This is a genomic window from Vibrio sp. 10N.247.311.14 (assembly GCF_041467715.1).
Lineage (GTDB): Bacteria > Pseudomonadota > Gammaproteobacteria > Enterobacterales > Vibrionaceae > Vibrio > Vibrio crassostreae_C.
The window spans coordinates 84,314-96,631 of sequence record NZ_JBFSVE010000005.1; the positions used below are offsets into that span (position 1 = coordinate 84,314).

Below are 12,318 nucleotides of genomic sequence, written 5' to 3' on the forward strand. Positions count from 1 at the left end.
AAAATACAGGTCAATTGGTAAACAGTAATACACAATTTTTATGAGCTCTTCCTAACACTTTTTACTGATAAATATATAAATAAGAGAAATAATAGGCTCGGTAGCAACCAAAGTAATAGATTTGAAACCTTCATCGCCGGCTTATACAGTACAAATTCACCATATCTTTCCGTCATATATCGAGTAATCTCATTATTACTCTTCCCTGCTTTCACCATATTGAACACAACAAAGCGTAAGTCTTTTGCTATTGGTGAGTTGGATTCAATCAGATTTTGGTTTTGACATTGTGGGCAGCGTAACGTTTTCGCCAAGCTAATAGCACGTTGCTGTTGTTCTGGGTTTTCAAACTCAAACAGTTCAACTTGAATACTCGTCTCTTTATTACTGGCAGTAAACAGATCTTCAGCCATGGTTGAAAGGCTAATCACTAAAAGAGCTGACAGCATAAACAAGGTTTGTACTAGAGACTTCATCATCCATTCACACCATCAAAATACATCGCAAGCTCATCTTTCCATACCATTTCATTAATCACGCCCAATAGCTTTTTAATGATCTGGCCATTGGCATCAACCAAATACGTTTCAGGTGTGCCGATTACGCCCAACTCTAATGCTAACTTGCCTTGAGGGTCACTGATCACGGTTGAGTACGGGTTGCCATCGTTCGATAACACGTTAATCGCAGCCCCAGAGTTATCTCGATAATTAAGCCCAACGATGGGAATGCCTTTATCGTGAAGTTGAAGCAAAAATGAATGTTCGGTTTTACATATCCCGCACCAAGATGCCCATACATTAACCAGTTGATAAGGGTGCTGCGTGACATCAGTAAGCGTAATTTTCTGCTGACCATTGACGCCTTCACTATTCACTAACGCAGTCGATGTAAATTCTGGAAATGCCCTTTGTTGTTCAGACACCATGGTCGACTGCTGCTTATTATCAAGCGCAAAGACAAATACCAGCACCACAATCAATGCTAAGGCAATTAGAGTAATTAGCTTGTTACGAACGCTGGTATGCATACTGTGACGCCTTAACGGTTTTCTTTTTACGATGAGTCAATGAGAGCAAAGCGCCGATAATGGAGAACAGCCCACCAAACCAGATCCAGCGCGCATACGCCTTATACTGAACACGAAATGCGTAAGCGGTGGAATCGACTTTCTCGCCCATGGTGATATAAACATCGCCATGCCAGAACCACTTCATTGCAGGCTCACTCATGTTCATAACACGAACTTGGTAGTGTCTTCTTTCTGGCGCGATGGAAAAGCTTTGCTCGCTAGCATCTAATTCGAGTATCGCTTTTTCTGCAGTAAAGTTGGAGGCGACATAGAGCTCGGTATCACGATGAGAGAGCGTCCAGCCCATAAACTCAACCTCTTCACCTGGGCTCAATTTGTAACTTCGCTCAAATGAATGGTAACTGTTCATCGCGGCACCTATCGCTAATACTGCGACACCCACATGCGCCAACGTCATCACCCATACTTTGCGTTGAAACTTAGAGTTGCGCGTTACCGCTAAGCCGTAAACATGAGTCAGGGCTACCCAAAACGCAAGTGACCATGTCATTAGCACCATCACTTGGATCGCTTCAACTTGCAAAACATAAGTTACAAAGCCAAGACAGAGAGACAATAAGGCAATAATTCCAATCACACCTTTCGACGCTTGAGGTTTGATACTGAGCAATGGCGCTAACCCTATCACTCCCATCGCAAGCAGAGCCAATGGCGCAATAAGAAGATTAAAGTAAGGTGCGCCCACAGAGATATTTCCAAGGCCAAGTAATTCAAAAACCATTGGGTAGAAGGTACCAAACACCACCACCGCCGTACCCAGTACAAATATAAGTACCGCCACTAAACTCAAAAAACTTTTACTCGCAAAGCTAGTGATTGGATTCGACTCGAAAGATTCACCACGAACAATAAGAAGAGAAAACGAACTCACTAACACCAAAACCAGTATCAGCAACAGCGCGATACCTTTGGTTGGGTCAACAGCAAAAGCATGAACGGAAGTGAGGACGCCAGATCGAACAATAAAAGTACCGAGGATACTTAAACAAAACGTAATGAAAGCAAGGCTAAGTGACCACTTCAGCAACTGTTGCTTGCCTTTAGCAACACCCAAACTGTGCAATAGAGCGGTTGATGTTAGCCAAGGTAATAGGCTGGCATTTTCTACCGGGTCCCAGAACCACCAACCACCCCACCCTAACTCGTAGTATGCCCACCAAGAACCAAGAATGATCCCTGCGGTTAAAAAGATCCAAGCGACCAAACAACAACTGCGACAATGAGCGACCCAATCGAACTCAATCGGATCCACCAGCAAAGCGGCCACAGCAAATGCCAAGACCACAGAGAAACCAACATAACCCAAATACAACAGAGGCGGATGGAATATCAAACCAACGTCTTGCAGCATTGGGTTAAGGTCACGCCCTTCAAGTGGCAAGGTCGAATTCAGTTCAAATGGGTTCGAAGCAAATAAGGTAAACCATGCAAATATCGCGAGTAACACATTCATCACCCACAATACGCGGCTCTGATACTCAGAAGAATATTGCTTTTGTAGGGCAATCACACCCGACCAACAGCTAATGGTTAAGACCCAAAATAGCAATGAGCCTTCATGTCCAGCCCACACAGCGGCCATTTTGAAGAAGGTGGGTAATTGAGTATTGGAGTGTTCTGCAACATAGAGGATGGAAAAGTCGTCACCTACAAAGGCATAGCCAAGTAAAACGATAGCGCCAATGGAAAACAAAGCGCTAGAGAGGGAGAAACTACGAATTAAAGCCACATTTTGTGCTTGTTTAGTTAGCATTTGATACATCGAATACACAGCGATAATGCTGCTGAGAACAGCGACCAAAATTAAACTAAACAGCCCCAAAGAACCGACCATATCACCTCAATCAGGCTCTACCTAAGCAGAACCAAGTTAAACCATTATTGGCATTGATTGCTCAACTAGCTGATGTAACTCAACTAGCTATTATTACTCAACTAGCTACTGTTACTCAGCGAAAAGAAATTTAGTGAGCAGATGTTTAGTATCCAACATCCACTCACTTATAACCTTGAGCGAAATTAAGCTAACGTTAATTGTCCTGCATAAAGGACAAACGTTCTTAGCATTAATACGCCCATCAGACTCAATGAAGTAACAGAGAAAATATACACAGTACTATGGCGAACCGATGCTGGTGTCACGGCGTTAAGCAACAAGGGTAAAACCATACCCACACCAATTACGCCATACCAGAACCAACTTGCCCAGAAACCACCGCCAATCGCGTTCCATACTGCCTGCTCACTTTGACCACCAGCAAATATCAACCCAGTGAAGAAAGTAACAAGGACAAACAGTTCAAACATAACAACAGGACGTTCGAAGCCGTGGATCCAAGAAATACTCGCACTATGCGGAGACTCCTTAAAGACCAACACACCAAATAAAATACATGCCGCCGCTCCCGAGGATAAACTCGAGAATAAGAACAATATCGGCAACACTGGGTTATTCAGCATTGGGAAGGTATTTAGCGCAGAGAGTAAGAAGCCAGTGTAAGCCGCAAGTAATAGCGCAAGCACAGCTAAGAATATTTCAAAAACATTCTCAAAAGATTCTAATTTGCCAATCCAGTTACTGACAAAATCGAGTCGCCCTTTTAACCATGCTTGATCACTCAAGAATACGGCAATCTGATTTCGGAATATAATGCCGATCCAAACAAATAGGATCACCATATACACTTGGAATAAGATCACACCCATCGACATCACTGACGTCGGATTATAAAAGATCATGATCTTCCAAAATGATAGTGGTTTCGTCAGGTGGAAAACCAAGATCAATAAGCCTGAGATGATCCCGAATGGTGCTAGAAAAGCCGTTGCCTTTAATACACCATTATTCGCTGGATCGTCCTCAATCACCTTTCTCTTAAGGTAAATCGAGATCATCACTGCACCCGCTGACATACCCGCCAAAAACAGATAGATAGCAATGATCCAGTCCCAAACCACGGTACCTGATTGAAACGCTGTATCCCATGCACTCATAATCAAATCTCCCCTTTTTGGTGTGGCACTTTATAGAGTTTTGGCTGAGTACCTAGATAAGCCTTATCTCTGTAAACCACTTCAGATTTAAGTACCTGGTTTATCCCGCTCTTAGGGTCATTTAAGTCGCCAAATATCAGCGCATTGGTAGGGCAAGATTCAACACAAGCAGGTAATTTACCTTGCGCAAGATTGGTATCGCGGCAGAAGTTACATTTGTCGGCCGACTTATTCTTAGGATGGAAGAAGCGCACTTGATATGGACAAGCTAGCAGGCAATAACCACAGCCGACACACTTCTCTTTATGTACATCAACAATTCCTGTCTTCTCATCTTTATAGGCGGCGCCTGTTGGGCAAACCATCACACAAGGTGCATTATCACAATGTTGACAAGAGTTACGAGTGAAACGGTAATCAACATTTGGATATTCACCTTGAGGTTCGCTCTTTATGATTTCTAAGCGCGATACGCCTTCAGGCACTTTGTTTACTTCACGACACGCCTCAGTACAAGCAGCACAGCCAATACACGCGGTTTCGTCATGAACCATTCCGTAACGCTTGGTGCCATCTTCCTGAACATTAGACAGCGTTTTGCGGCTTGTAACCGCTGCAGTACCTGCAACACCAGTTGTGAAAATAACGGCACCCGCGCCAGCTAAAAAGTTTCTTCTTGAGCAGCTCATAGATTACTCCCCTTCTTTCTTCTGGTTGAAGTCTGAATGGCAATCCACACACAGCTTGATGGTTTGCTTTTTATCTAAGCCAAGCACCTTCGCTTCACTCGCATGCACATCGTGACAGTTTGAACACGTTAAGTTTTGTGCGTGTACGTCATGAGTCCAACTCGCTTCGCGCAGATCATCAGGCTTATGACAATCTATACATTGGCTGTTGGCATCTAGGATTAAGCTAGGATCGAGGAAAACCTTTTCGGTTCCGGGTTGTGATTGAGCCGCGCGATACTTCACCACCTCAGGTGCACCATCACGGTGATCGGGGCCAATAGAACTATGACAATCTGTGCAATTCACTTCACGGCCAAGCAAAGCGTGCGCACTCTCACCATGTGAACCAAATACCGTTTCTTTAGAATCTTTATGGCATTGGACACATTTGTAATCTTTGTCACGTATTAATTCGACTTCATGTCTTGTTGACTCTCCTACTGGCGTAACAGCAGGCTCTGCAACAGCATGAATGGAATAACCATAGAGGCAGAATGCTAGAAGGGATTTAAGCATTATGACTATGGTCAATTTAATATTGCCCATTTTATCCTTTCCTTATACCGGCATTATTTAACTCTCAACTAAATAATATTCCGGTTAAACAAAAGTACCCTTAAACGATATTATTACCGCTTAAATGATATCAATTCTTATTTTGGATAAGCCACAACGCTTTCTATATTTAGAATATGCCCCTAATTAGGTAAAGCGAAATATACAAAGGGTAATATGTGAACACAATCACCCTATTTATAGTGAGGGCATGTCGGGTAATTGTTTGTTATATATGATAATAATTCTCAATAAGACCAGTCTAACTTGATGTCCACATACCCCTTTAGGGCTATATAAACTTCAACGTGATTGAAGTCACTGTCATTAATTGATCTAAAACAAGCAAACATCCGACACGTAACAAAATGTGTTTATTTATGAATTAATATAAACAGCAATTCTCCAGTTCTTAATTTGAATAGCAAACTCACAACGCTTGGTATAAAAATCAGTATATTGGAGATATCACTGTGAAAAAGCATTGGATACGTAATTCCGTCACAGCATTATTAATGGTTAGCGCATCACTAGTAAGCGCGACCAGTTTTGCTGCGTCTGAACAAAAAGAAATTGGTGATCCTCGTAACGACCAGTTCGAGCAAAACCACCCAGATCAATACCATTCATGGAGACAAACGTCAGAGAGCGAAGCCATTGAAGACGCACTAAAAGAAGATCCAAACATGGTTATTCTATGGGCGGGCTACGGTTTCGCGAAAGACTACAACAAAGCCCGCGGCCACTTTTATGCGGTTGATGATGTAAGACAAACCCTGCGTACTGGCGGACCAACCGACGAAAATTCAGGCCCAATGCCAATGGCGTGCTGGAGCTGTAAAAGCCCAGACGTAGCACGCGTTATTGAAGAGCGTGGTGAAGACGGCTACTTTGAAGGTAAATGGGCTCGTCTTGGCAGCGAGATAGTCAATCCAATTGGTTGTGCCGACTGTCACGATACTCAAAGTGAAGGCTTTAAAATTGGCGAACCTGCACTAAAGATCACTCGTCCTTATGTTGAACGTGCGTTCGATGCGATTGGGAAGAACTTCGAAGAGCAAGGTCGCTTTGATCAGCAAGCCTCTGTGTGTGCTCAGTGTCACGTGGAATACTACTTCACGGGTCCAACAAAAGGCGTGAAATTCCCTTGGGATAAAGGGACGCGTGTTGAACAGATGGAAGAGTACTACGATCAGATTGGTTTTAAAGATTGGACACATAAAGTCTCTAAAGCACCAATGCTAAAGGCTCAGCACCCAGGTTACGAAACTTGGCGTGAAGGTATTCACGGTAAGAACAACGTCGCTTGTGTTGACTGCCACATGCCTAAAGTGACGAAAGAAGACGGTACCGTTTACACCGACCATAAAGTAGGTAACCCGTTTGACCGCTTCGAAGACACTTGTGCTAACTGCCATACTCAATCTAAAGAGACCATGCGTAACATCGTTTCAAGCCGCAAAGCTCAAGTACTAAACATGAAGCTGACCGCTGAGAAACAAATCGTAGCCGCTCACTTTGAAGCAGGCGCAGCATGGGAAGCAGGCGCAACAGAACAAGAGATGGCACCTATCTTACAAGATATTCGTCATGCGCAATGGCGTTGGGACTACGCTATCGCATCTCATGGTGTTCACATGCACGCGCCTGAAGTAGCCCTAGAGGTTCTTGGAACGGCGGTTGACCGCGCAGCAGACGCGCGAACTAAGATTGTTCGTCTACTTGCGAAGAAAGGCATTACCGATCCAATCGAGATTCCAGATATCTCAACCAAAGAAGCCGCTCAGAAAGCGCTAGGAATGGACATGGATAAGATGAATGCTGAGAAGCAACACTTCTTAGACACCGTGGTTCCTAAGTGGGAAGAGCAAGCTGAAAAGCGTGAAGCTAACTACGAATACTAGTTCCTTCAAATAGACCAATAAGATAAAACCAGTCACACTGTAAAGGTGTGGCTGGTTTTTTAGATTTGGGCGCACTCAACCGTCCCAATTTCACATTACCTTTTAGCTAATTCAAGGAACAAAGAATGAAGCACTTACTTTCGCTTTCGGCATTATGCATCGCATTAACAAGTTCAGGACTTCACGCCTCAGAACGAGCAGAAACAGGGTGGGAAATGATTGAGGAAGGTGCGCTGGTCGTTGATGTCAGGACACCAGGAGAGTTCAAGCAAGGTCATCTGGACAATGCGATTAACTACCCTCTTTCTGAAGTCGCTACGCACTTTGCCAGCATAGACAAAGCTCAACCTATCGTTTTGTATTGCCGCAGTGGTAACCGCTCAGGACAAGCTTACCAGTATTTGAAAGCTCAAGGGTTTACACAGATCCACAACGCTGGCGGTTTAATTGAGATGCAAGAAAGCAAATAATCTCGAAATTACAGATAGTGCCCGTTTAACGGATCATTTGCTTAGCTTGGTTGATCGAATGGATGATAGAGACACGATCAATGCCTTTCTGGTTAGAATCGAGAATTTGAGTCCAAGCATCGATCGCTTGTTGGTAGCGCATACTGATGAAGTGATCGGTCGCTATCAACATCAATGCCGTACGATCGTTGGGATCAAGCTCCATGGATTGATTTAAGAGCACTTTCACATCATCACTCATCGCCTGTGAACTTAGGTAATACAAGGCGCTCGCTTTAGCTGCATAAAGCCCTGAAGGCGCCTGTGGGTCTAAACGAATCGCATAGTCGTAACAGGTAAATGCAGCATCAAACTCCCCTTTCTGCATATAAACACCACCAAGCTTAAACCAAAGGTCTGATTGATTAGGGTCTTGCTCCAGGCTCTGCTGAAGTTCATTTTGGAAATCTGTTGCTGTATAGCTGCTGTCGTCACTTGAAGTAAGTTGAGGGGCTTCTTGTTTCATCTGAGACCAAACCAGAATGCTGGCTAATATCGCCACACATGAAATAAGGAGGTTGCCTTTAAGATGACTGGTTTTTCTGTTTGATGCGATCACGATTGCCACTAGAAATAGGCTCATTAGCAGCAAAGCAATCAGTAACCAGATATCCATTCCATTCTCCTTTCATTGACGCTTTACTGTACCTTTTTCTCACTAAAACAATATTGATCGAGGTTTAGCTATTGGCTTTTAAACAAGTCACAGCCAAATTCTAGGTAATAAAAAACCGAGCACAATGGCTCGGCTTTTTGTCTCAACTTCTATTTATAGAAGTGAAAGATTACTCAGTGTCTTGCTCGCTATCAGAAGCGTCTGATGCTTGCTCTTCACTTGATTCAGAAACGACTGCTGCTTCAGCGTTTGCTACTTCAGCTTCGCCTTCAACAACCTCAGCTTCTTCTACTTCGTCGATACGTTGTAGACCTACAACGTTCTCGTCGTCAGAAGTACGAATCAGTGTTACACCTTGAGTGTTACGACCAACTTGGCTCACTTCCGCAACGCGAGTACGTACTAGCGTACCTGCGTCGGTGATCATCATCATTTCGTCGCCTTCTTCAACTTGAACAGCGCCAACAACTGGGCCATTACGTTCAGAGACTTTGATAGAAACCACACCTTGCGTTGCACGGCCTTTCGTTGGGTATTCAGCTAGTTCAGTACGCTTACCGTAACCGTTTTGAGTCACAGTTAGGATATCGCCTTCGTTAGAAGGAACAATCAACGATACTACTTGATCGTCTTCTGGAAGCTTCATACCACGAACACCAGAGGCAGTACGGCCCATTGCACGTACTTTGTCCTCGTTAAAGCGAACAACTTTGCCCGATTTAGAGAACAGCATGATGTCGCTATCACCGTTAGTGATGTCAACGCCAATCAGTGAATCATCGTCACGTAGGTTAACTGCGATTAGGCCGTTAGCACGTACGTTTGCGAATTGATCCAGTGATGTCTTCTTAACTGTACCGTCACCCGTTGCCATGAAGATGAATTTCTCGTTAGAGAACTCAGAAACTGGCAGGATAGCCGTAATACGTTCACCTTCTTCTAGAGGAAGAATGTTCACGATAGGCTTACCACGAGCAGTACGACTTGCTAATGGTAGTTGGTAAACTTTCAGACGGTATGTCTTACCACGAGTAGAGAAACATAGGATGTTATCGTGAGTATTAGCAACAAGCAGACGCTCAATGTAATCCTCATCTTTCATCTTAGTTGCACTCTTACCTTTACCACCACGACGCTGAGCTTCGTAGTCGCTTAGGATTTGGTACTTAACGTAACCTGCGTTAGAAAGCGTTACTACAACGTCTTCTTGAGCAATCAGCTCTTCCATGTCGATGTCATGAACTGCCGCTGTGATTTCTGTACGACGCTCGTCGCCATAGATTTCACGTACTGCTTCAAGTTCTTCACGGATAACTTCCATCAAACGCTCAGTGCTTGCAAGAATGTGCATTAGCTCAGCGATTTCTTCTAGAAGGGCTTTGTACTCGTCTAGAATCTTCTCGTGCTCTAGGCCAGTTAGGCGGTGAAGACGAAGTTCTAGAATAGCTTGTGCTTGTGTTTCCGTTAGGAAGTATTGACCATCGCGGATGCCGTATTGGTCTTCCAACCAATCAGGACGAGCCGCATCAGTACCTGCACGCTCAAGCATTGAAGCAACGTTACCAAGATCCCAACCACGAGACACTAAACCAACTTTAGCTTCTGCTGGTGTTGGCGCGCTCTTGATCAGTTCAATGATTTCATCAATGTTAGCAAGTGCTAGAGACAATGCTTCAAGGATGTGTGCACGGTCGCGTGCTTTCTTCAATTCGAAGATAGTACGACGAGTCACAACTTCGCGACGGTGGTCTACGAAGCACTTAAGCATGTCTTTGATGTTGAACAACTGTGGTTGACCGTTATTCAACGCAACCATGTTGATACCGAAAGTCGTTTGCAGTTGAGTTTGAGCGTATAGGTTGTTAAGAACCACTTCGCCTACTGCATCACGCTTACATTCAATAACAATACGCATACCGTCTTTATCAGACTCGTCACGCAGTGCACTGATGCCTTCTACTTTCTTATCTTTAACCAGTTCAGCAATCTTCTCGATCAAACGAGCTTTGTTTACTTGGTAAGGGATCTCAGTAACGATAATGGTTTCTTTACCATTCTTCTCTACTTCGATATCCGCTTTTGAACGCATGTAAACCTTACCGCGGCCAGTCTTGTAAGCATCTACGATGCCTTTACGACCACTGATAAGTGCTGCTGTTGGGAAGTCAGGACCAGGGATATAGTCCATTAGCTCATCAATAGTGATATCTTCATTATTGATAAATGCTAAACAGCCATCAACAACTTCACCAAGGTTATGTGGTGGGATGTTGGTAGCCATACCTACTGCGATACCAGAAGCACCGTTTACCAATAGGTTAGGAATTTTTGTAGGAAGTACTGCTGGAATTTGTTCTGTACCATCGTAGTTCGGTACGTAATCCACAGTTTCCTTATCAAGGTCAGCCAGGAGCTCGTGAGCAATTTTCGCCATACGAACTTCGGTATAACGCATTGCAGCCGCGGAGTCGCCATCGATAGAACCAAAGTTACCTTGGCCATCAACTAGCATGTAACGCAGTGAGAACGGTTGCGCCATACGAACAATAGTATCGTATACAGCACTATCACCATGTGGGTGGTATTTACCGATTACATCACCTACTACACGAGCAGACTTTTTATATGGTTTGTTCCAATCATTACCTAGTACATTCATCGCGAACAAAACGCGGCGGTGTACAGGTTTTAGGCCATCACGCACATCTGGAAGGGCACGACCAACGATGACGGACATCGCGTAGTCTAGGTATGAACCTCTAAGCTCATCTTCAATATTTACGGGCGTGATCTCTTTCGCTAGATCGCTCATAGAGCCATTTTCCCTCTATAGTCAGATCGTATTTTTGAATACGTATAAGACCGAAAAATATAACACAAATTTACCTACGGAGGCATCACTTTCCCTCTCCTTTTACCATCTTGTGACCCTTGTAGCCAATCAATTGATGAGAAATTGCACCTCCGCATCATATCTTGCTGAAACATGGTCACTTTACATCCAATAAACTAGCAAAATTGTAGATCTTCTGGTCAGCGCGAAAAGGCAAGTTATAATGCCTGCAATTTCATGGATGCATTATTTAACTTGGAAATGCCGATTATGACTAAATCACAGAACGTAGACCCAGCAGAAATCAAGAAATTCGAAGACATGGCGTCACGCTGGTGGGATCTAGAAGGCGAATTTAAGCCACTACATCAAATCAACCCACTGCGACTAAATTACGTATTAGAGAAGACTGAAGGCCTATTTGGTAAGAAAGTCCTCGATGTTGGCTGCGGCGGCGGTATTCTTGCAGAAAGCATGGCGGTTGAAGGTGCGATAGTGACAGGCCTAGACATGGGTAAAGAACCGCTAGAAGTCGCGCGCCTTCACGCATTAGAAACGGGCACCAAGCTCGATTACATCCAGAGCACTATCGAAGACCACGCAGAACAGAACCCACAGACGTACGATGTGGTAACGTGCATGGAAATGCTTGAACACGTTCCTGACCCACAATCTGTTATCACTGCCTGTTCGAAATTGGTGAAACCGGGCGGCCACGTGTTCTTCTCTACCTTGAACCGTAACTTCAAATCTTACCTGTTCGCTATTGTTGGTGCAGAAAAGCTACTTAAGATTGTTCCTGAGGGCACTCATGAGCACGAGAAGTTCATTCGCCCTGCAGAACTTATCAAGATGGTCGATAACACTCCGCTGCAAGAACTAGGGATTACAGGGCTGCACTACAATCCTCTTACGGACACTTATCGTTTAGGCACAAATGTAGACGTAAACTACATCGTCCACACGCAAAACTTTGGCTAAAAAATATCGGTAGCCCTACCGTAAAACCTTTTGTAAAAAAAGACGAATGAAAAGAGTTGCAATTACCATAACTTTGCGACTTTTTTCAGTCTAAATTTCGTG

Annotated in this window: 11 protein-coding genes; 3 read left to right on the forward strand and 8 right to left on the reverse strand. The window is 44.0% G+C overall.

All coding sequences use genetic code 11. The features are described 5' to 3' along the window. Positions 1–38: 38 nt before the first annotated feature. The 6 genes from nrfF to nrfB all read right to left on the reverse strand — a co-directional run bounded on the left by nrfF (position 39) and on the right by nrfB (position 5,364). Positions 39–479, reverse strand: coding sequence for a heme lyase NrfEFG subunit NrfF (gene nrfF, locus AB6F11_RS03280; RefSeq protein ID WP_102320484.1), 441 nt, complete (start codon positions 477–479; stop codon positions 39–41). Further along, the gene (locus AB6F11_RS03285) at positions 476–1,030 is read right to left on the reverse strand and encodes a DsbE family thiol:disulfide interchange protein (RefSeq protein ID WP_102320483.1); all 555 of its coding nucleotides are present in this window, start codon (positions 1,028–1,030) and stop codon (positions 476–478) included. The genes nrfF and AB6F11_RS03285 overlap by 4 nt, the downstream gene beginning before the upstream one ends. Further along, a complete protein-coding gene (locus AB6F11_RS03290; protein ID WP_017066838.1) occupies positions 1,011–2,927 on the reverse strand; it encodes a heme lyase CcmF/NrfE family subunit in 1,917 nt (638 codons plus the stop codon). The genes AB6F11_RS03285 and AB6F11_RS03290 overlap by 20 nt, the downstream gene beginning before the upstream one ends. Before the next feature lie 185 nt (positions 2,928–3,112). Next, complete coding sequence (gene nrfD / locus AB6F11_RS03295) at positions 3,113–4,087, reverse strand: cytochrome c nitrite reductase subunit NrfD (protein ID WP_017063561.1); 975 nt, start codon at positions 4,085–4,087, stop codon at positions 3,113–3,115. Between the two features lie 2 nt (positions 4,088–4,089). Further along, positions 4,090–4,776 (reverse strand): cytochrome c nitrite reductase Fe-S protein, encoded by a 687-nt coding sequence (nrfC, locus tag AB6F11_RS03300; protein WP_102393402.1) that lies wholly within the window; start codon positions 4,774–4,776, stop codon positions 4,090–4,092. Between the two features lie 3 nt (positions 4,777–4,779). Then, entirely contained in the window at positions 4,780–5,364 is a 585-nt protein-coding gene (gene nrfB / locus AB6F11_RS03305) for a cytochrome c nitrite reductase pentaheme subunit (RefSeq protein WP_102393401.1), read from the reverse strand. A 482-nt stretch (positions 5,365–5,846) separates the two neighbouring features. Between nrfB and nrfA the strand changes: the two genes are divergently transcribed. Both nrfA and AB6F11_RS03315 read left to right on the forward strand, forming a co-directional pair. Then, positions 5,847–7,277 carry an ammonia-forming nitrite reductase cytochrome c552 subunit gene (gene nrfA / locus AB6F11_RS03310; protein ID WP_170963067.1) on the forward strand — a complete coding sequence of 477 codons (1,431 nt, stop codon included), beginning with the start codon at positions 5,847–5,849 and terminating at the stop codon, positions 7,275–7,277. A 125-nt stretch (positions 7,278–7,402) separates the two neighbouring features. After that, a complete protein-coding gene (locus tag AB6F11_RS03315; RefSeq protein WP_017063559.1) occupies positions 7,403–7,747 on the forward strand; it encodes a rhodanese-like domain-containing protein in 345 nt (114 codons plus the stop codon). A gap of 25 nt (positions 7,748–7,772) precedes the next feature. Here AB6F11_RS03315 and AB6F11_RS03320 read toward each other — a convergent pair whose 3' ends face one another. After that, positions 7,773–8,402: a tetratricopeptide repeat protein gene (locus tag AB6F11_RS03320; RefSeq protein ID WP_017066842.1), complete on the reverse strand. Its 630-nt coding sequence runs from the start codon at positions 8,400–8,402 to the stop codon at positions 7,773–7,775. 169 nt (positions 8,403–8,571) lie between these two features. Next, complete coding sequence (gene gyrA, locus AB6F11_RS03325; protein WP_017072500.1) at positions 8,572–11,214, reverse strand: DNA topoisomerase (ATP-hydrolyzing) subunit A; 2,643 nt, start codon at positions 11,212–11,214, stop codon at positions 8,572–8,574. Positions 11,215–11,472: 258 nt separating this feature from the next. Between gyrA and ubiG the strand changes: the two genes are divergently transcribed. After that, positions 11,473–12,216, forward strand: coding sequence for a bifunctional 2-polyprenyl-6-hydroxyphenol methylase/3-demethylubiquinol 3-O-methyltransferase UbiG (ubiG, locus tag AB6F11_RS03330; RefSeq protein WP_170926849.1), 744 nt, complete (start codon positions 11,473–11,475; stop codon positions 12,214–12,216). The last annotated feature ends 102 nt before the right edge of the window (positions 12,217–12,318 follow it).